Genomic DNA, 19003 nt, shown 5'->3' with positions numbered 1-19003 from the left:
GTCGGGGAGGGGGGCTCGCAGCCGCATTCGCGGCAGCTGCATCTACCCACGCGAGCAAGGCTGAGTGCGGAGGGAGAAGCAGGCATGTTCATGCCATGGCGGTGCATATCTGAGGTGTCCCCCCTAGGGGTTTCACGCCCGGCAGCCGTCCATGGCTAGGCGCGAGGAAGGCGACGACGCACCCGGTCGCCAGGCCGGTCCGGAACAGTCCGGACTCCGCCGCTTCCCCACCGATTCCGACAGCGCGGACGCGGCACCGCAGCAGCCCCGTACCGCCGACGAGGCCGACGACGGAACCGGCGCCCGTGACGCAGCCGAGGCGGACCCGCAGGAGCGCACCGACCCCGAAGCCACCATGGCGTTGCGGGCCCCCGCCGATCCGTCCCGGACCATGGCGCTCAGAGTCCCCGCCGACCTGGCGTCACTCAGACCGCGCGGCATCCCGAAGGATCGCGACGCCGGGGAGCGTGACTCCCGAGGTCGGGACTCCGGGGAGCGTGACTCCCGGGCCCGGGACTCCAGGGACCGCGACGCCCGAGACCGCGGCGCGCCCGACAGGGAGACAACGGACCGGGCGACGACGGACCGGGACGCGGCCGATCGGGAGACGACCGACCGCGCAGCCACCCACAGCGTCGCGGCCGACCGTGCGGCCGCCACCAAGCCGGCCGCCACCAACCCGGCCGCGACCGACCCGCACGCCCCCGACCGCACCGCAACCGAAGACGCACCGGCGGACAGCCCGTCGGCCGACCGCGACTCGACCATGGCCCGCGGTGTCCCGACCGACCCGGAGGCCACGATGGCGCTCCGGGTGCCCGAGATACCGGCGCCGGCTCCCGCTCCCGTGACGCCGCGCAGCGGCCCCCGGCGCAAGCCCGGCCGGCCCACCGTCGCGGCCGGCCTCACCGCGCGGCTCGCTCCCCTCGTCGAAGGCGTCAAGCCGCTCGCCCGCCACCTCCGCCCGCGGTACCCGCGTCCGGGACGCAGTGGCTGGCGGCGCTGGGTGCCGTCGTGGCGTCAGTCGCTGGGGGCCTTCCTCACGCTCTTCGCCGTGACCGCTTCGCTGTTGGGCGTCGCGTACGCCACCACGGAGATCCCGGACGACCTCAACACGTACGCCACCCAGCAGGACAACGTCTACTTCTGGGCGGACGGCACCCCCATGGCCCGTACCGGCTGGGTGCAGCGACAGGAGATGCCGCTCAAGGACATCCCGGAGCAGGTGCGCTGGGCCGTACTGGCCGCGGAGAACGAGAGTTTCTACTCCGACCCCGGCATCTCCGTGAGCGGAATCACCCGCGCGCTGTGGCGCACGGTCGGCGAGGGCGACACGCAGGGCGGCTCCACCATCACCCAGCAGTACGTCAAGAACGTCTACCTCTCGCAGGACCGGTCGGTGAGCCGCAAGCTCACCGAGGCCATGATCGCCATCAAGCTCGACCAGCACATGACCAAGGACCAGATCCTCGAGGGGTACCTCAACACCAGCTGGTTCGGACGGGGCACCTACGGCATGCAACGGGCCTCGCAGGCCTACTACGGCAAGGAGGTCAGCGAGCTGAACGTCAGCGAAGCCGCCTTCCTCGCTTCCCTGTTGAAGGGAGCCGGCCTCTACGACCCCGCGTTGAGCGCCAACAACCACAAGCGGGCCGTGGAGCGGTGGAACTGGATCCTCGACCGCATGGTGAAGATCGGCAAGCTGTCGGCGACGGAGCGCGCGAAGTACACCCACTTCCCCGAGCCGCTCAAGCAGTCCAGGGTCTACGACACCGGCCACCAGAGCGACTACCTCGTCGAGCTGGCGACGTCGTACGCCAAGAAGGCCGGGGACATCTCGGACCAGGAGTTCGACCTCGGCGGCTACCAGATCTACACGACCTTCGACCGCAAGCGGGAGAACGCCCTCACCAAGGCCGTGACCAGCGCCCGCAAGGACGCCAAGGACAACGACGCAGACCAGGCGAAGACCGCGCACTACGGAGCTTCGTCCGTCGCCGACGACGGCCGGATACTCGCCGTCTACGGCGGTCCCGACCACCGCAAACAGGGGTTCAACGAGTCCAACGCGACGACCGTCCCGGCCGGTTCGGCGTTCCTCCCGTTCGTCTACGCCGCCGGTCTGGAGCACGGCGTGCGCAAGGAGCGCGGGACGTCGACGACCGTCCCGGTCGGTCCGGACTCCGTCTACAACGGTGACGACGACGTCCCCGTCTCCACGCCGGAGGGCCCCTACTGGGACCGCAGCGGGAAGAAAGTCACCGCCCACAACGACGGGAACAAGTCCTGGGGGCAGATCCCGCTGCACAAGGCGCTGGCCTCCTCCGTGAACGCGCCCTTCATGCAGCTCGGCATGGACACCGGCCTCGACAAGGTGCGTCTGACCGCGCAGGCGACCGGCATGCTCGCGTCCAGCATGGGCCCGCAGGTACCCGCGCTGACGATGGGCAGTTCGACACCGAGCGCCATCCGCATGGCGAGTTCGTACGCCACGTTCGCCGCCGACGGAACGCACACCGAGCCGTACTCGGTGCGCCGCATCACCCGCAACGGCACCCGCGTCGCGCTGGACACCCCAAACCCCCACCGCGCCGTCCGCACCGAGGTCGCCCGCCAGGTCACCGAGGCCCTCACGGAGTCCTTCCGCACCCAGCACCCCGACGCGGCCTCCGCCTCGGCGCAGATCGCGGGGAAGGCCGGCACCACGGACAAGGACACGGCTGCCTGGTACGTCGGCACCCAGCGGTCGGTCTCCACGGCGATCGTCGTCTACCGCATGGACCTGACCGAAAGTCTCGAACCACTTCCGCTGAAGGGCCTGGCCGGTTCACCCGCCTCCACCGTTCCCTACGACATCTGGTCGAGCGCCTTGAGCCCGCTCAGCTGACGCGAGCGGTGACGGCACCTCTCCCGTCCCGCTCTCCCTTCTCGCAGAATGCGCCACCGATGAACTCCAACGCCCACCGCCGACGCCGCCGGGGATTCAACCGCGCTCGCGTCCTCGCCCGTCTCACCACCCGTCCCCGGATACTGATCGCGGCCATCGCTTTCGTCCTCGCCTGCACCGCCGTTCCCCTGGTGGTGCTGGGGAACTCGGACGACGCGCCGCCCTCGGACGCGACGGCCGGCACGTCCTCGGAGAACGGAAGCGGCAAGGGGGAGGCGGAGCCGCAGTGGGACGGCAAGACCAAGCTGATCGGGGACGGTTCGACCTCCTACACCGGGCCGCAGCCCGAAGAGCTCAAGCCGGTGCCGCTCAAGGCCGGCGAGAAGCCGCCGCAGTTCGTCGTCTTCTCCTGGGACGGCGCCCTGCAGGGCGACGACAAGCTCTTCTCGCACTACCGGGAGCTGGCCAAGGAGTACAACGCCCATATGACGTTCTTCCTGACCGGCATCTATCTGCTGCCGAAGGACAAGAAGACGCTCTACCACCCGCCGATGCACGACCCGGGCGCTGCGGCCATCAGCTACCCGACCGACGAACACATCCGCACCACACTGGAGCAGCTGGGCAAGGCGTGGGAGGAGGGGAACGAGATCGGCTCCCACTTCAACGGCCACTTCTGCGGCGCCAAGGGGGGCGGGGACTGGAGCGTCGCGGAGTGGAAGAGCGAGATCAACCAGTTCTACTCCTTCGTGGAGAAGTGGAAGACCAACACCGGGTACACCGATCTCTCCCCCCTTCCCTTCGACGCGCAGCGGGAGATCATCGGCGGCCGTGCGCCGTGCCTGGAGGGCCAGGCGAACCTGCTCAAGGCGATCAAGAGCTTCGACTGGCGCTACGACGCGAGTTCGGCGGGCGACTTCCAGATATGGCCGGCCAAGAAGAACGGCATATGGGACTTCCCGCTGCAGATGCTGCCGTACGAGGGCGGCAAGTACCAGGGTCTGTCGATGGACTTCAACTTCCTCTACAACCAGTCCGAGGGTGAGACCGACGGCGACCCCGCCGAGTACGACAAGTGGCGCAAGGAGACCGCCGATTCCTATCTCGCGGGCTTCGACCGGGTGTATTACGGCAGCCGGGCGCCGCTGTTCATCGGCAACCACTTCGAGGACTGGAACGGCGGCATCTACATGAAGGCCGTCGACGACGTCATCAAGAACGTGTGTGTGCGCAAGGAGGTCCGCTGCGTGTCGTTCCGCGAGCTGGCCGACTGGATGGACGTGCAGAAGCCGGAGGTGCTCGAGCGGTTGCGCAGTCTGGATCCCGCACAGTCGCCGGACTGGTCGACGGTCGTCAAGTAGGTCCGGATCAGGGGCCCCATCCCTGCCGGAAGTGAGCGGGCCCACGAATGTCCGCAGTCTCCACAGGATCTTCATTGATGAGATGTACATGCGAAGATTCCCTCCCCCGGGATTCCCACCCGGGGGTCAAGGAGAATCCCAGTGAGATCAAAGAAGTTGAGCCGTAGCTGCTCAGCCCTGGCGGCGGTCGCGTTGTCGACCGTGCTGCTCCCGATATCCGCCGCCCACGCCGACGGTGCGCCGACGGCCGCGGCCCCCACGGTGGACCGGGCCACCGTCGACACCTTCGGCCGCGTGGCCGACGCCGTGCTGAGCGAGCGCACGGACGCGCTGGTCGACCGCGAGCAAGGGGCGGGCGCGGCACCGCACTTCGCGGGTGGCGTACGGCTGTCCTCCGCGCTCGCGCGGACGGAGGGCTCCGCGGTGTCCTCCCTGCACGGCAGGAAGTCACGGCTCGCCGCGCTGGGCGAGGCCTACAGCGCCGCCGACACCAGGGTCGCGGTGAACAGCACCCGTGTCGAGGGCAAGCACGCCAAGGTCGAGGTCACCGAGACAACGACCCTGACGTACAAGAGGATCCGGGGCGACGAGCCCGCCACGACGGGCTTCACCGCACACCACGAGCTGAGCTTCACCGCCGGCCCGAACGGCACCTGGCGGCTGTCGGGCCTGCGCTCCACGGACAAGGGTCCCCGCGCGGTCAACGAGCCCGCGCCGGTGGCCGCGAAGGCCGCGGCGGCCCTTCCCCAGGCGACTCCGGCGTCCACCGCATGGCCGGCTCCGGCCGACCGCAAGGACCTCAGCGGTGCGTCGGCGTACAACTACACGGCGATGGCCGCCTACGCGGAGAAGTACTGGAAGAACTACAACCCCGCGTACCGCAACTTCAATTCGGCCGGCGGGGACTGCACGAACTTCGTCAGCCAGTCGCTCAACGCCGGCGGCTGGACCTTCGTGTCCGGTACGACCACGGACTACACCAAGTGGTGGTACGACTCCGCGAACCAGTCCGACTCCTGGGTCGGCGCCAACGAGTGGTCGTGGTTCACGCTGTCCGCGAAGCGGGCCACGAACCTGGCCAACGTCTACCAGCTGGACGTCGGTGACGTCCTGCAGATGGACTTCGACAAGGACGGGTCGAAGGATCACACGATGCTCACGACCTACCGCAGTTCCAGCGGCGTCCCGTACGTGACGTACCACGCGACGGACACCTACCGCAGGTCGGTGGCGAGCCTCGTCTCGTCCTACCCGAACGCCGGCTACTACGCGTACCGCACCTGATCCAGGCCGGCGGTGCCCGGCCCGGCGGGGCCGGGCACCGCCGCTCGGACGCCCGCGAGGCCCGTGGTGTCACGGACGACCCCGCACAAAAGGCGTAACCCCTCCAAAGATGGAAACCTGGGAACAGCGGTCTCACGCGTACACCCCGAGAACACCGGGTTCCCCTGGAGGGATGCATGGCGGCACGGCATCAGCTCATCAAGACACCTCCGCACCGGGTGTGGTCCGTGCTGGCCGACCCGACGTGCTACAGCAAGTGGGTGGTCGGCACCGCCAGCACCCGGCCCGGTGAGGGGCAGTGGCCCGAGGTGGGCTCGTCCTTGAGCTTCGACGTACGGCTGGGCCCCTGGACCGTGAGCAACGAGACGGTCGTACGGCGTTGTGAGGCCCCGAGCGAGCTCGAGCTGGAGGCACACTCCGGCCCCCTCGGCACGGCCCGGATCGCCCTGGAGGTCCGTCCCTGGGGCGAGGACACGCTGGTGATCGTCGACGAGCACCCGTTGCGGGGCGCCGGTGGCACCCTGCACAACGCGCTCTTCGAAGTGCTCTTCCAACTGCGCCACCGCGCCATGCTCGGCAGGCTGGCCAAGCTGTGCGAGAGGCGCTGAACAGGAGCGAGTCATGCCGGAAGCGGTGGTGATCGGCGCCGGGCCCAACGGTCTCGTCGCGGCCAACCTGCTGGCCGACGCCGGCTGGAGCGTGGAGGTTCTGGAGGAGCAGAGCGAGCCGGGCGGTGCGGTCCGCCACGACCGCGGTGTGCACCCCGACTACGTCAGCGACCTCTTCAGCTCCTTCTATCCGCTGGCCGCCGCGTCACCGGTGCTCGCCGGCCTGCAGCTGGAGCGCGAAGGGCTGCGCTGGAGCCACGCCCCCTACGTTCTGGCCCATCCGCTGTCCGACGGCAGGTGCGCCCTGCTCGGGCGGAACATCGACGACACGGCCGCGGCCCTGAGCGCCTTCAGCCCGGGGGACGGCGACGCGTGGCGGGAGCTGCACCGGGTCTGGGAGCGGCTGGGGCCGGACCTCGTCGAGGCGCTGTTCACCCCCTTCCCGCCCGTACGGGCCGCCGCACGCCTGGCCGTGCGGCTCCGCGGATCGGGCGGGCTGCGGCTGGCCCGTTCCATGATGCTGCCGGTCAGGCGCCTGGGCGAGGAGGAGTTCGACGGCGAGGGCGGCAGGCTGCTGCTCGCCGGGAACGCCCTGCACGCCGACCTCGCGCCGGAGGCGGCCGGCAGCGGCGGCTTCGGCTGGCTGATGTCCATGCTGGGCCAGACACACGGCTTTCCCGTGCCGATCGGAGGTTCCGGGGTCCTCACCCAGGCGCTGGTCCGCCGGCTCCGGAAGCGCGGCGGCGTGGTCCGCTGCGGTGAGCGCGTCAGCCAGGTGGTGGTGCGGGGCGGCCGGGCCGTCGCCGTACGCACCGCCGGCGGGGAGACGGTCCCGGCGCGGCGGGCCGTCCTGGCCGACGTGTCCGTTCCCCTGCTGTACGGCGGTCTGGTGGACGAGGTCCATCTGCCGGCCCAACTGCTCGCCGATCTGCGCCGGTTCCAGTGGGACTTCGCCACCTTCAAGGTGGACTGGGCCCTGAGCGCGCCCGTTCCGTGGAGCGCGGCTCAGGCGTCTTCGGCGGGGACCGTCCATCTCGCGGACGGGGTGGACGAGTTGACCCGGTTCGCGGCACAGATCGCCATGCACCGCATCCCCGACCGGCCGTTCGCTCTCTTCGGCCAGATGACCACCACCGACCCCACCCGCTCCCCGCTCGGCACCGAGTCCGCCTGGGCCTACACGCACATCCCGCACAAGGTCACCGGTGACGCGGGCGACGACGGTCTGACCGGCAGCTGGGACACGCGGGAGCAGGAGGTCATGGCCGACCGCCTGGAGGCCCAGGTCGAACGCTTCGCTCCGGGTTTCCGGGACCTGGTGCGGGCCCGCCGGATCCTGGCGCCGCCCACCCTGCAGAGCCTGAACGCCAATCTGCACGGCGGCGCCATCAACGGCGGCACCACCGCGCTGCACCAGCAGCTCGTCTTCCGTCCCGTCCCGGGCACCGGCCGTCCCGAGACCCCGGTCAAGGGCCTGTACCTCGCCTCGGCCGGTGCGCATCCGGGCGGCGGCGTCCACGGAGCACCCGGGGCGAACGCCGCGCGCGCCGCGCTGCGAGGGCACCTGCCCACGGGGCTGAGCCGGGCCCAGCGCGTCCTCACCCGCCGCGACCGGAAGGGCGCCCGGACGTCCCCGTAGTGACCTGACGCGGCCTGAGCCGTGCCGGCTCCGACGGGCACCGGAGGACCCCCGCCCTCGATGTGACGCAGACCCGGCGACCCGGGAAAGGGCTCCGCCGGCCCACCGTGACATGCTGGAACCGCGGATCATGACAGCGAGCGAGGACGTACGGCAGCGTGAGGACAGCGACACGGCCGAGCTGGACGAGGACCTGGGACCGGTTCACGGCATCCGACCCGGGGCTGCTCCGGCTGATGGCGGGGCTGCGGACCGTGGGTGCCATCGCGCTCACGCTGCTCGTCCTGGCGCTGCTCGGGGCCGATGTGACGCACATGGTGGCCGGCTCCATGGCGGCCATGGTCGCCACCTTCGCCATCAGGGAGAAGCAGCGGCGCGCCCAGGCGATCACGCTCCTCCTCGGCCTTCCGGTGGCTCTCTCGGCGATGTCCCTGGGGGCGCTGCTGAACACCCGTGTCGTCGAGGGCGATCTCTTCTTCCTGGCGCTGATCTTCGCCGCGGTGTACAGCCGACGGTTCGGCGACCGCGGCACGGCGCTGGGGCTGATCGGGTTTCAGATCTACTTCGTGTCCCTCTTCGTCAGCGCCTCCGGCTCCACGCTGCCGGGGCTGTGCGGCACGCTGGCCATCGCCTTCGTCTGCAGCGCCGCAGTGCGCTTCGGCCTGGTCGCGGAGTCGCCCGAGCGCATCCTGACGCGGCTGCGCGCGGCCTTCCGGGCGCGGCTGGCCCAGTTGGTGGCCGCCCAGATCGATCTGCTGGACGCCGGGCCCGACCGCGTCGAGAAGGCGTTGGAGGAGCTGCGGCAGCACACCGCCCGCCTCCACGAGACGGCCATGATGATCCAGGGCCGGCTGGCGGACGGGACCAGCGACAGCGCCACGGCGTCGCTCGTGCAGCGTCGTATCGCCGACGCCGAGATCGCCGCGGAGCGGCTCGGTGTCCTGCTGCTCACCGCGCGCAGCGCCGAGCGTGCCGACACCCTCACCCTGCACCTGCCGAACGCCCCCGTGCCGGCGCCCGGCAACCGACTGCGGGCGCAGGACGACACCACCGCCACCCTGCGCCGCGACCTGGCCGCGCTGCGGCTGCTGGTCGCCCGCCCGGTCGCCGACGAGCGCGGCACCGCGGTGGCCCATGTGCGCAACCGGCTGCTCGGCTACCGCGACGAGGAGAACCTGCCGCGCACCTCGGCCGCCGTCCAGGACGTCTTCCGTGGCATCGGGGAGGCGGCGCGCTCGGTTCTGGGCCTGCGCATGGCTCTCGACGGGCCCCAGGACGAGTCCGACGACACCCCCTCGACGACGCGTTCCCGCGAGGAACTGGACGCGGAGGACGTCGCCGTCGCCGCGGCCGACGAGAGCGCGGCCGAGGGCGACGACCGCACGGGGCTGGAGCGGCCCACGACCCGCGCCGCGGTGCAGGTGGCGGTGGGGTCGGCCCTGGCCATCGTCGGCGGCGAGTTCCTCTCCAGCCAGCGCTGGTACTGGGCGGTGCTGACCTGCTGGGTCGTCTTCCTGAACACGGCCTCCACCGGCGAGATCCTGGTCAAGGGCTACCGGCGGCTGCTGGGCACCGTCTTCGGGGTCGTGGCCGGCGTCCTGCTGGCGGGCCTGGTGGGCAACCACACCTGGACCGCGTTCGCACTGGTGCTGCTGTTCATCTTCGCGATGTTCTTCACCGCGCCGCTGTCGTACGCCCTGATGTCCTTCTTCGTCACGGCGATGCTGGGCCTGCTGTACACGCTGCTGAACACCTACAGCGCCGAGGTCCTCGTGCTGCGCATCGAGGAGACCGCGCTCGGCGCCGCGTGCGGTGTCATCGCGGCCGCGCTGATCCTGCCGGTGCACACCGACCGCCGTACCGACGAGCTCCTCGCTACGGTGCTGAGCCGGCTCGGTGACGTGACCGGCGCCGCGGTGGAGCAGCTGAGCGGCGGGCCCGCGCTCGATCTGCTGGACAAGGCGCGGGATCTCGACACGGCGCTGGACGATCTGCGGGCCTCCATCCAGCCTTTGACGCATCCGATCACCCCGCTGCGGGCCCGGCGGCAGACCGCCCGCTACCTCGTGGCGCTGCTGGAGACGTGCGCGTACCACGCGCGTTCGCTGGCGGCCACGGCCGAACTCCTGCCGCACAGCAAGACCGTCGCGGCCGACCCGCGGCTGAAGCGGGCGGGCCGGCGCATCGCCCACAACATCGCCGTACTCGTCGCGCATGTCGAGGACCAGCAGGACGCGGGCGAGGTCGAGACCGGCGCGAGTCTCGCGTCCATGCTGGAACCCGACGGCCCGGACGGACCCCGCCACGACCGTGTCACCGGGCGCGTCCTGCGTCATCTGCAGCGGCTGGACGAGGGAGTGGTCGGTCTCGCCCGCCCGCTCGGCGTGCCCGTCTCGACGCCCGACCGGAAGACGTCGCCCCGCGCGGCGTCGTTGTGAGTACGGCGCCGGTCAGACGGACGCCTTGTTCCGGGCGTGCTCGAACGCGGCCAGCGGATCCCCGCCGCTCTGCCAGGGCCAGCTGGTGACCCGGGGTCCGATCGCCTCGAAGACGGGAGCCGCCTGCCGTCGCCAGTCGGCTGCCATCAACGCGTAGGCGAGCAGGTTGAGATCGGCGAGTGCCGCCGCGTGGTGGAGGAACGCGGGCTGCGGCCAGGCGTGGTGGGCCCGCTCCAGTGACGCGGTCGCCTGCGCGTTCGTCCAGTGGTTGCGGGCCACGAGGGCGTCCACTCCGCCTCGGTCGAGCGCCGCGTGGTACTGCATGACCTGGGCGGTGAGTTCCACGGCCGCGCACGGGGCGTTGGCCGGCATCCGGGTGCGTACGGAATCGATGAAGTCGAGTACCTGCACGCGCGACCCGGCCTCCTCGGGCGAGAGATAGGCGAGCATGCTCAGGTAGGCCTCGCGGTGCCAGCGGTCGCGGGCGAGGATCTCGTTCCACGCCCCGAAGACGTCCGCCTGCGCATAGCGTTCCACGCGCGCGATTCCCAGCAGGACCACCCACGGGGTGGGGTCCTGCGGATCGAGGTCCGCCGCCAGCAGGCACTGCTTGGTCATGCCGGACGCGTCCGTCATGGCTCCGGAGGCGTGGCCGCGTATCAGTTCCGACCAGGCGTTGAGGACCAGGGCGCTGGTGTTGCGCGGTTCCCGCGTCACCCAGGCGGACGGCAGATGCGACGCCGACAGATAGCCGGCCAGGACGGACAGCCGGTGCGACCTGCGGTCCCAGTCACCCTGCTCCTGTTCCTGGTCCAGCAGACGGGAGAGCTGGGCCACGCACAGGTCCGTCGTGCCGATCGTGCCCGACCGGGTCGTCGCGCGCAGGGACTTCAGCAGCCTGCCGAGGTCCCCGTCGTCGAGCTCCGGGGCAAGGCGCGGCTTTCTGCGGCGACTTGAGAGAAATGACATGATCGCATGCTATGAGTGGCGAGAGATGCCACAAGGTTTCAGGCCCGATCGTTACCGGATGCTCGCCTCGGCCCTCATTACCCGTTCGTACGGCGAGACGGCCGCCGCGGTACGGAACGGTTCCGGCGCGTCCCGCGGCGCGCGAACTCGACACCGGGCGGTCGGTGGTTTCCGCGTTGCACTGTCGGCAGGTGCGCGTTCACCCGTCGGCAGTTGTCGCGTTCAACCGTGGGCTGTTGTCGCGTTCAACCGTCGGCTGTTCAATTATTCAGCGCCGGGAAATTGAAGGCCGTAGTGCCGTCGCCCCGCTCTCCCCGCGCGACCGCGCGGCCAACACCTTTTCGCTTGCCGGCCACAGCGCCTCTGACATCCGCTTTTCCCCATGACCCGTGCACCGCGGCGGCTTCGTCGCGCCGCTCTCCTTTTGCACATACCCGGCAGTCGCGTTCAACTGGAATGGAGAACCTCGTATGTCTCGCAAAGGGGATGGTGGTATGTCTTCCACCGAATTTCTGATCGACGACGTCACCGAAGTACGCAGCGTGGACGTCGAAGCGGCTCTCGACCCGGCAGAGGCCGACGGCTGCTTCCGCGACAGTCGTGAATGCGCGGCGCTCGCCCTTTCCTCCGGGACGGGCAACCTGCTGCTGTCGCCACCGACACCGCGCCCGAAGAAGGGCTGACGGGAGCAACTGAATGGAGCAGTCAGGCACGTCGACCCGCTTGACGGGCGCTGTGCAGGACCTTGCCACGGAGGTGGTCTCCGCTCTTCGGAGCGGGGACCCCTTTCGGTTGGCGGGCAGAACCACGGAAGCGACCGGAGGTGAGGCGGGAAAGGACGCAACCGCGGCGGGCGACCTCACTCTCGCCGCCGTACGGGTGCTGGGCGCCGATGCCCTGCTGCCGGCTGTCCTGCGCGGCCCGCCGCCCGGCCCCGACAACCTCGCCGTGTTCAGCAGGGCCGTGCACGCCTTCCCCCCGCCCGCCCACGGCTCGCCCACCTCGGTGTGGAGCCACTGGGCGATGCGGCGCACGCTGCTGCGGCTGGACGCGCCCTTCGACGGAGCTCCGGGCGACGACGGCGCGGAGCCCGCGGGTACGTGGCTCGACGAGGCCTCGTGGCAGTTCCTGACCCGTCAACTCGCCGTGCTCGCCCCGCTCGCGGTGCCCGGGGGCGACTGCGCGGTGTTTCGCGCCGCCCGGCGCCGCCCGGTCGATGTGGCCCGCGGTTTCGTCCGGGCGGTCCGCCGCCGTGACTGGCTGCAGGCGGCCGGTGCGGGACGCTGGCTGGTCCTCCTCGACGGGGTGCCGGAGACCCTCGGTCTGGAGGCCGGGCTCGACTTCGTGGCGCAGATGGACGGCGCCGACCCGCGCGTGGCCCTGCACATCGAGGCGGCGCGTCTGATGCGGGCCGGAGCGACGGTGTGACGGCGCCCGACGTCCGGACGCTCGGCGACTCCGCTCTCGCCTGGGTGTCCGCCCACCGCGGCGGGTTCGCACTCGACGACAGCGCGCTCGCCGAGCACGGCGATGTGAACGTCAGCTGGAAACCCCTCGGGGAGCTGGCGCAGGTCTGCGGGTGCGTCCGCCGGCACACCGGGCCGTCCGACCCGCTCCACCGGGCCGCCGGCGACCTGCTGTCGTTCGCCTGGGAGGAGACCGGCCGCGGCGCCCTCTTCCTGGAACTGCAGCGCCTCGAACCCTTCGCGACGTACCCGTTGGAGGTCTACGCGGCGTTCGCCGCGGCCGGCTTGCGGCACGCCGGGTACGAGCGCGCGGCCACGACGGTGGCCCGCACCCGTGGGTGGCAGGTCACGGAGCAGGAGCCGAACCGCCGGCTCAGCGTGCTCAACTCGGAGCGCCGCAGCGGGATTCCGGAGCACACGGAGATGCCGCGGGCCCTGCGGCGCACCTGGCTGGGCGGTCTGCCGGAGCCCTGGACGTTCGAACGGGCCGCCGGCTACACGCTCACCCATGTCGTCTTCCACCTCACCGACTGGGGTGCGAACCCGCGGGGCATGCCCCAGGACGTGGCCGCCTACCTCCGGCACTGGCTGCCGCCCTGGCTCGACACCTGCCTGGAGGACGAGCAGTGGGACCTGAGCTGCGAACTGCTGGCGGTGGCCGCCAGTCTGCCGGGTCCGCCCGAGCGGGCGATGCTCCAGGAGGCCTGGACGCGACTCGCCACCGCACAGGACGACTCCGGCGCCGTCCCCGAGGTGGGCCCCGGACGCGACGGGCGAGCGGCGGCCCAGGGGTTCGCCGACTGCTATCACTCGACGCTGATGGCGGTCTTCGCCGCCGCGCTCACCCTCGACCGGCTGCGCGAGCACGGCGGGGCCGGATCGGCAGCGGGCCGCCCGCGCCCCCTCGCACACGCGGCTCACCCGGGACGAGGCGGACAAGGAGCACCGGCATGACCAGCACCCGGCTCATCCACACCGTCGGCGTCGGCGCCATCGAGTGGCTGCACGCCCACCGCGACGGATTCCGGCTGGAGCCGGACGTCGACCCCGAAGTGGGCTTCCTGGAACGCTTCAAACCGGTCGGCGAACTGGCCGTGATCTGCAAGGTGTTGTTCCGCGAGGGGGTGGCGGGCTCACAACAGGCCCAGCTGGCACGGCAGTTGCTCGACCATGCCTGGCGGCACACCCTGGACGGCGGCCGGATGCTGGTACGCGCCCAGCGCACCGAACCCGTCTCCCCCATCCCCTTCGAGGTGTATCTCCCCTTCAAGGAGCTGGGCTACAGCCAACCCGAGGTCGAGCGGGCGATCCGGCTCAACCACCGGCTGGAGAGCTGCGCCGCCTTCGAGATGCCGCCCGTACGCAGGCTTGGACTGTCCGCGTTCCAGCGGCGCTTCGGTCTGCCGCCCCGGCCCCCGGAGTCCGAGGTGGTCGGCAGCACGTGGCTCGGACGCACCCCCGAGCCGTGGACGGTGGAAGGGCACATCGCCTACGACATCACCCACACCGTCTTCCACCTCACCGACTGGGGAGAGCGGCCGGACGCCCTGCCGCCCCGTATCGCCGAGTACCTCGCCGACTGGCTGCCGGTCTGGCTGGACGACTGGCTCGACCTGCAACGCTGGGACCTGCTGGGCGAACTGCTCGTCGTCGATGCCTGTCTGCCCCGGCCCACCCTCGACGAGCGGGCCTGGGAGGGATTCGCCGCGGCCCAGCAGCCCGACGGTGCGATGCCCGCCCTGCGCACGATGCCCGAGGGCTCTCCCGACGAGGTGTTCGACAGCGTCTACCACCCGACGCTGGTCGCCGCCTTCGCCTCCGTACTGGCCACCTCGCGCGCCCTGGCGCAACTGGCCCACGCACCGGCATGACCACGCGACCCGCTCCCTGGCCGGGAGTGTCGCTCGGTGACGTGCCACCCGGGGACCCGCCGGAGGCCGCGCCCCCGGACGACGAACAGGTACGGCAGCGGCTCGACGCCGCCGTCGGTGCCGTGGACGCGCCCGATGTCGTCTTCGCGCTCTCCCGGGGCGGCCGGCGCACCGTGCGCACCGGCGGCACGGCGTCCCCCGGACCCGTCGAACGCCACCGGCTGCGTTACGAGATCGGGTCGGCCTCCAAGACGTTCACCGGGCTGCTCCTCGCGGAACTGACGCAGACGGGCCGGCTGTCCGCGGGCGCACCGGCCGCCGCCTTCCTCGACCCGGGCCGCCGGGCCGGCCGGAACCCCGTGACGCTCGCGCATCTGATCACCCACACCGCCGGACTGCCCGCCCTGCCCGCCGACTTCTTCGTCCGGGCGCTGCCCACCTGGCGCACCAACCCCTACGCCGGTTATCCGGCCGAGCGGGTGATCGACGCCTTTCTGCGCCACCGGCCGCGGCACCGGCCCGGCAGCCGGTGGCACTACTCCAACTTCGGTGTCGCCGTCCTCGGTCACGCGCTGGTGGCGGCCACCGGGACGCCCTGGGACGAGCTGCTCACCGGGCGGGTGCTGCGTCCCCTGGGCCTGCCCGGCGTCGCCCTGCGCGCCGGCGGTCCGGACACCGACGCGACCGGACACCGCAAGGACGGTGTGACTCCCACGCCCCCGCTGATCGTCGGCGGCTTCCAGGCGGCCGGCGCCGTCCGGGCCACGCCGCACGATCTGCTCACGTTCCTCGAAGCGCATCTGGACCCGGCGGGCTCGGCCGCGGCCGCTGCGCTGTGGGCGGTGCGCCGTCCCGTCCTGCGGCGCGGGCTCGGGCACCGGCATGTGCACACGGTGGCCTGGTTCCAGCACCCCACCGAGCACGGCCCGATGTACTTCCACTGCGGGGCCACGCTCGGTCAGCAGGCCTTCCTGGGCTTCTGTCCGGGCACCGGCACCGCGCTGGCCGCCGTCTGCACCCGCCGCTTCCGCGCCCGCGACGCCTTCGTGCCGACCGCGTACGCGCTGCTGGCAGCGACCTAGCGGGACGCGGCCGGACCTGGCACGGCAGGCACGGGCGTCAGGTCGGGGCGCGGCGCGAGGACCGGCCCCGAAACCGGTGCCTCGCGCCGCGTGCCGTCACGGATCGTCAGACCCGCTGCCACAAAGCCGGGGTGAGCGCCGGCTGCCACACGCCCTGCGCCTGGTGCGGCTGAAGACACTGGTACGAGACGCCGTCGTACGTCACCCGTGTCCCGATGTCGTAGACGCGGCCCGTCGCCCAACTGCCCGCCTGGCCCTCCTGGGTGGCGGGGGCACCGGTCCCGGCCGCGCTGGTCTTGAGGGTGAGCCCGTACGTGCTCAGCAGCGGGTTGATCGGCTGGTAGAAGGTCGTGCCGCCGGCCTTGCAGTCCCCCGATCCGCCCGAAGTGACGCCCTGGGCCTGGGTTCCCGAGACATAGGAACCACCGGAGTCGCCCGGCTCGGCGCACACCGTCGTGCGGGTCACGCCCTCGACGGTCCCCTCGGCGTAGGTGACGCTGGTCTCGTGCTGCTCGACCGTGCCGCAGTGCCAGCCGCTGGTGGAGCCGGAGCGGCAGATCGCGGCGCCCACCAGCGCCTGCACGGAGCCGGTGATCTGGACGTCCTGATCACCCTCGCCCTTGACCTTGGGGGTGGCGGTCCAGTCGCTGTTCACGCCCACCCAGGACATGTCGTGGCCGGGGAAGACGGAGGCCTGGAAAGTCCCCTGGGCCACCTTGTTGAAGCCGGTGGTCGTGGCGCCCGCCTTGCCGCAGTGCCCGGCGGTGGCGAAGCCCTGCTGGGTGTCCTTGGTGACGGAGAACCCGACGGAACAACGGGCGGCGTTGTCGATGTAGAACGCGTCGCCGCCGCGGACGTCGTGCAGGGCGCGCGGCCGGTCCGCCGACACCTTGACGGCCACGAGGGCGCGGTCGACCCCCGCGGCCGCGAGGAGGGTGTCGGCCGCGGTGGCGGTCGTGGCCTGCAGCGTCACCCGGTTGGCCCGTACGTCGACGTATCGCACCGGTGCGTCGAGGGCCTTGGCGCCGGTCGCGGCGCCGTCCAGCTTCGCCTTGACGGCCCTGAGGTCGTCGAGTCCCGTCTTGACGACCGTGGCCTGCGCGCCGCCGGCCTTGATGGCGGGGACGTCCGCGGCCTCGGTGGTCGCGACGGTGAGGTCGGCGGAGGTGGCGCCTCGCACCCAGGCCCCGGCGAAGTGCTTGCCCAGCGCGTTCTGCAGCCGGCCCGCGCGCGTGCCCGCCTCCGCCTCGTTCACCAGACGGGTCCTGGCCTCCGCGGCCGTCAGGCCCAGATCGCGTCGCAGGGCGCCCAGTACGGTCGTCGACGGGTGGATGGCGCCGAGCGTCTCGGCAGCGGAGGGCGCGGTCGCCGGAGCAGGGGGCTCGGCGGCCGCGGCGTGGGGCAGCCCGGTCAGCACAAGCGTGCCGAGCACGGTCAGGGCAGCGGCACAGCCCGCTCCGGCATGTCTGTGGACCATCAGGTGTTCTCCTCAAGTTCGGTGACGGCGGGTTCGGTGACCTCGGGTTCGGCGGCGAAAGGCCTCGAAACCGTAGGTTTTTCCGAAAAGTGCTCGGAGGATGTCTACTTCCTGGCCGTTCGGCGCTTTGGCCGACACGAAGGGTCCGCCCGGCGGAGCCTCACGCGGGCTTGAGGCCGGGGTTGCCCGCCTCGGTCACGAAGGAGGCGGCGGTCGTGATCGGCGCGTCCGCTGTCGTCACGGCGGAGACGGTCTTGAAGTCGGCGCGGGCCGACTGCCGGCCCAGCTCGACCCGCACGTAGCCGCGGCGGCCGTTGTAGAACTTCAGATGCGGGTTGGCCTTGGTGTACGTGTCCCAGTTGCCCGGCTTCTCGGCACCGTCCTTGCCGCTGGCGATCGACGTGGCGACGATCTCCGTGCCCAGGGTCTTGGACGCCGGGTCGTCGAAGACGTCCTTGATGTCGAAGGCGTAGCCCACGTGGACGTCACCCGTGAGCACCATCAGGTTCCCCACCGCGGCCGACTTCGCGCCGGCGAGTACCCGGTCGCGTGAGGCGCGGTAGCCGTCCCAGGCGTCCATGGACACCTTCGCCGCGGCGTTCAGGTCGAGTTTGCGCTGTGAGAAACAGACCTGTTGCGGCATCACGTTCCACAGGGCCGCGGAGGCGCGCCAGCCGTCGATCAGCCACTTCTCCTGTGCCGCGCCCGTGATGGTGCGCGCCGGGTCGTCCGACTCGGGTCCGGGGACGTGCTGCACGTCGCCGTACGCCTGGTCGGAGCGGTACTGCCGGGTGTCCAGGACGTCGAACTGGGCCAGCGTGCCCCACTGGAGGCGGCGGTAGAGCTGGGCGTCGGGGCCGCTCGGCAGCTGTGCGCTGCGCAGCGGCTGGTTCTCCCAGTACGCGCGGTAGGCGGCGGCGCGGCGCACCAGGAACTGCTCGGCCGGGTCGCCCTTCTCGTCGACGGCCCCCGCGTAGTTGTTCTCGGTCTCGTGGTCGTCCCAGGTGACGACGAAGGGATGGGCCGCGTGGACCGCGCGCAGGTCCGGGTCGCTCTTGTAGAGGGCGTACCGCAGCCGGTAGTCCTCCAGCGTCATGGTCTCGCGGTTGAAGAGGTCGGGCAGCTTGCGGTCGGTGTAGTTGCGGGCGCCCCCGGCCGAGTTGACGGCGTACTCGTACAGGTAGTCGCCGAGGTGGAAGACCACGTCGACGTCGTCCTTGGCGAGATGGCGGTGGGCCGTGAAGAACCCGTCGTGGTACGCCTGGCAGGAGACGGCGGCGAAGCGGAGGGCCGCGACGGCGGCGGTGGTGGCGGGCGCGGTGCGGGTGCGGCCGGTCTCGCTGATCCAGGTGCCGGTCTTGAACCGGTAGTAGTAGACGCGGTCGGGTTCCAGGCCGTCGACATCGACGTGCACCGTGTGGTGGTACTCGGGAAAGGCCGTGGCCACACCGCTGCGCACGACCAGGCTGAACTTGTCGTCGGAGGCCACTTCCCACTGCACGGCGACGAGCTGCTGGGCGAGACCCCCGTCCGGCTCGAACGGGGCGGGGGCGATGCGCGTCCACAGCAGTACGGAGGTGGGCAGCGGGTCGCCGGAGGCGACACCGAGCGTGAAGGGGTTGTCGGTGATCCTCGCCGCGTCCAGTTCGCGGGCGCTCGCCGCGCCCGGGGCCGGCAGATTCGTGGTGAAGGCGAGGGCCGCGGCGGCGGCGGTGAGGCTGAGAAAACGGCGGCGCCCGAAGTGCCGGGCCGCCGCACGCAGTTCGAGGTCGGGGCGGGAAGGGGAGTGCTGCGACTGCGATCTCCGACGGTCTGCTGGGGGCATGTGGTCTCCTCTCTCGGTGGGTGCACAAGGCCCCATGAGATCCGTGGGTGAACGCCATGGGCAGCGGGCTCCTGAATGCTAATCAGACAAAGTTCA

14 protein-coding genes are annotated in these 19003 nt (G+C 71.3%); 11 read left to right on the top strand and 3 right to left on the bottom strand.

From position 1 onward, the window contains the following. Positions 1-151 precede the first annotated feature (151 nt). From ACFWM2_RS03685 to ACFWM2_RS03660, 6 genes are all read left to right on the top strand, one after another. Positions 152-2887 carry a transglycosylase domain-containing protein gene (locus ACFWM2_RS03685; RefSeq protein ID WP_383272594.1) on the top strand — a complete coding sequence of 912 codons (2736 nt, stop codon included), beginning with the start codon at positions 152-154 and terminating at the stop codon, positions 2885-2887. Positions 2888-2946: 59 nt separating this feature from the next. Beyond that, entirely contained in the window at positions 2947-4248 is a 1302-nt protein-coding gene (locus ACFWM2_RS03680) for a hypothetical protein (protein ID WP_383272592.1), read from the top strand. Positions 4249-4389: 141 nt separating this feature from the next. Continuing rightward, positions 4390-5532, top strand: coding sequence for an amidase domain-containing protein (locus ACFWM2_RS03675; RefSeq protein WP_383272590.1), 1143 nt, complete (start codon positions 4390-4392; stop codon positions 5530-5532). A 176-nt stretch (positions 5533-5708) separates the two neighbouring features. Beyond that, on the top strand, positions 5709-6140 hold the full coding sequence (locus ACFWM2_RS03670) for an SRPBCC family protein (RefSeq protein ID WP_383272588.1): 432 nt from the start codon (positions 5709-5711) through the stop codon (positions 6138-6140). 13 nt (positions 6141-6153) lie between these two features. Then, positions 6154-7779 (top strand): phytoene desaturase family protein, encoded by a 1626-nt coding sequence (locus ACFWM2_RS03665; RefSeq protein ID WP_383272587.1) that lies wholly within the window; start codon positions 6154-6156, stop codon positions 7777-7779. A 236-nt stretch (positions 7780-8015) separates the two neighbouring features. Further along, the gene (locus ACFWM2_RS03660) at positions 8016-10217 is read left to right on the top strand and encodes an FUSC family protein (protein ID WP_383274114.1); all 2202 of its coding nucleotides are present in this window, start codon (positions 8016-8018) and stop codon (positions 10215-10217) included. 12 nt (positions 10218-10229) lie between these two features. On the opposite strand, the gene ACFWM2_RS03655 is transcribed toward ACFWM2_RS03660, so the two are convergent. Continuing rightward, a complete protein-coding gene (locus ACFWM2_RS03655) occupies positions 10230-11186 on the bottom strand; it encodes a hypothetical protein (RefSeq protein WP_383272585.1) in 957 nt (318 codons plus the stop codon). Between the two features lie 494 nt (positions 11187-11680). Here ACFWM2_RS03655 and ACFWM2_RS03650 point away from each other — a divergent pair, with 494 nt between their 5' ends. Genes ACFWM2_RS03650 through ACFWM2_RS03630 form a run of 5 tightly spaced genes read left to right on the top strand, consistent with a single transcriptional unit; the run spans position 11681 to position 15605 of the window. Then, positions 11681-11869 carry a hypothetical protein gene (locus tag ACFWM2_RS03650; RefSeq protein ID WP_383272583.1) on the top strand — a complete coding sequence of 63 codons (189 nt, stop codon included), beginning with the start codon at positions 11681-11683 and terminating at the stop codon, positions 11867-11869. Positions 11870-11882: 13 nt separating this feature from the next. Beyond that, complete coding sequence (locus ACFWM2_RS03645; protein ID WP_383272581.1) at positions 11883-12614, top strand: hypothetical protein; 732 nt, start codon at positions 11883-11885, stop codon at positions 12612-12614. Next, complete coding sequence (locus ACFWM2_RS03640; protein ID WP_383272579.1) at positions 12611-13606, top strand: DUF6895 family protein; 996 nt, start codon at positions 12611-12613, stop codon at positions 13604-13606. Before ACFWM2_RS03645 ends, ACFWM2_RS03640 begins: the two co-directional genes overlap by 4 nt. After that, positions 13603-14523 (top strand): DUF6895 family protein, encoded by a 921-nt coding sequence (locus ACFWM2_RS03635; RefSeq protein ID WP_383272577.1) that lies wholly within the window; start codon positions 13603-13605, stop codon positions 14521-14523. The genes ACFWM2_RS03640 and ACFWM2_RS03635 overlap by 4 nt, the downstream gene beginning before the upstream one ends. Beyond that, positions 14520-15605 carry a serine hydrolase domain-containing protein gene (locus tag ACFWM2_RS03630; RefSeq protein ID WP_383272575.1) on the top strand — a complete coding sequence of 362 codons (1086 nt, stop codon included), beginning with the start codon at positions 14520-14522 and terminating at the stop codon, positions 15603-15605. Before ACFWM2_RS03635 ends, ACFWM2_RS03630 begins: the two co-directional genes overlap by 4 nt. A 106-nt stretch (positions 15606-15711) precedes the next feature. Here the strand turns inward: ACFWM2_RS03630 and ACFWM2_RS03625 are convergent, their stop codons facing one another. Together ACFWM2_RS03625 and ACFWM2_RS03620 are read right to left on the bottom strand one after the other, a co-directional pair. After that, the gene (locus tag ACFWM2_RS03625; RefSeq protein ID WP_383272573.1) at positions 15712-17082 is read right to left on the bottom strand and encodes a carbohydrate-binding protein; all 1371 of its coding nucleotides are present in this window, start codon (positions 17080-17082) and stop codon (positions 15712-15714) included. 160 nt (positions 17083-17242) lie between these two features. Continuing rightward, complete coding sequence (locus ACFWM2_RS03620; RefSeq protein ID WP_383272571.1) at positions 17243-18907, bottom strand: alkaline phosphatase D family protein; 1665 nt, start codon at positions 18905-18907, stop codon at positions 17243-17245. Between the last annotated feature and the right edge of the window lie 96 nt (positions 18908-19003).

This window comes from Streptomyces sp. NPDC058371 (genome assembly GCF_042723265.1).
Taxonomy (GTDB): Bacteria; Actinomycetota; Actinomycetes; order Streptomycetales; family Streptomycetaceae; genus Streptomyces.
The sequence above is the reverse complement of the archived record's forward strand: the minus strand, read 5'-3'. Positions and strand labels throughout refer to the sequence as shown.

What these genes read in the sequence shown, in the direction of transcription:
- ACFWM2_RS03685 (WP_383272594.1), top strand. Translation starts at nt 152, where the DNA reads ATGGCTAGGCGCGAGGAAGGCGACGACGCACCCGGTCGCCAGGCCGGT.
- ACFWM2_RS03680 (WP_383272592.1), top strand. Translation starts at nt 2,947, where the DNA reads ATGAACTCCAACGCCCACCGCCGACGCCGCCGGGGATTCAACCGCGCT.
- ACFWM2_RS03670 (WP_383272588.1), top strand. Translation starts at nt 5,709, where the DNA reads ATGGCGGCACGGCATCAGCTCATCAAGACACCTCCGCACCGGGTGTGG.
- ACFWM2_RS03665 (WP_383272587.1), top strand. Translation starts at nt 6,154, where the DNA reads ATGCCGGAAGCGGTGGTGATCGGCGCCGGGCCCAACGGTCTCGTCGCG.
- ACFWM2_RS03660 (WP_383274114.1), top strand. Translation starts at nt 8,016, where the DNA reads ATGGCGGGGCTGCGGACCGTGGGTGCCATCGCGCTCACGCTGCTCGTC.
- ACFWM2_RS03655 (WP_383272585.1), bottom strand. Translation starts at nt 11,186, where the DNA reads ATGTCATTTCTCTCAAGTCGCCGCAGAAAGCCGCGCCTTGCCCCGGAG.
- ACFWM2_RS03650 (WP_383272583.1), top strand. Translation starts at nt 11,681, where the DNA reads ATGTCTTCCACCGAATTTCTGATCGACGACGTCACCGAAGTACGCAGC.
- ACFWM2_RS03645 (WP_383272581.1), top strand. Translation starts at nt 11,883, where the DNA reads ATGGAGCAGTCAGGCACGTCGACCCGCTTGACGGGCGCTGTGCAGGAC.
- ACFWM2_RS03635 (WP_383272577.1), top strand. Translation starts at nt 13,603, where the DNA reads ATGACCAGCACCCGGCTCATCCACACCGTCGGCGTCGGCGCCATCGAG.
- ACFWM2_RS03630 (WP_383272575.1), top strand. Translation starts at nt 14,520, where the DNA reads ATGACCACGCGACCCGCTCCCTGGCCGGGAGTGTCGCTCGGTGACGTG.
- ACFWM2_RS03625 (WP_383272573.1), bottom strand. Translation starts at nt 17,082, where the DNA reads ATGGTCCACAGACATGCCGGAGCGGGCTGTGCCGCTGCCCTGACCGTG.
- ACFWM2_RS03620 (WP_383272571.1), bottom strand. Translation starts at nt 18,907, where the DNA reads ATGCCCCCAGCAGACCGTCGGAGATCGCAGTCGCAGCACTCCCCTTCC.